Below are 315 nucleotides of genomic sequence, written 5' to 3' on the forward strand. Positions count from 1 at the left end.
CCGAAAAAATCGGGCTATAGCAGCGCAGCCGGCCCCGTCGAGGGCAATAGCCCGAAAAAATCGGGCTATAGCAGCGCCGCCGGCCCCATCGAGCGCAATAGCCCGAAAAAATCGGGCTATAGCAGCGCCGCCGGCCCCACCGAGCGCAATAGCCCGAAAAAATCGGGCTATAGCAGCGCCGCTACCTCCGCCGAGCGCAATAGCCCGAAAAAATCGGGCTATAGCAGCGCCGCCGGCTCCGCCGAGCGCAATAGCCCGAAAAAAGAGACTGTCGATTAAATAACCCTCAGACTATCCCGCATCGTGTTTTTTGTA

Annotated in this window: 1 protein-coding gene; it reads left to right on the plus strand. The window is 58.7% G+C overall.

Going from position 1 to position 315, the window contains the following annotated elements:
- On the plus strand, positions 1-279 hold a 279-nt coding region (locus PAT3040_RS38170), incomplete at its 5' end, for a hypothetical protein (RefSeq protein ID WP_219930331.1).
- Between the last annotated feature and the right edge of the window lie 36 nt (positions 280-315).

It is taken from the genome of Paenibacillus agaridevorans (genome assembly GCF_003112455.1).
Lineage (GTDB): Bacteria > Bacillota > Bacilli > Paenibacillales > Paenibacillaceae > Pristimantibacillus > Pristimantibacillus agaridevorans.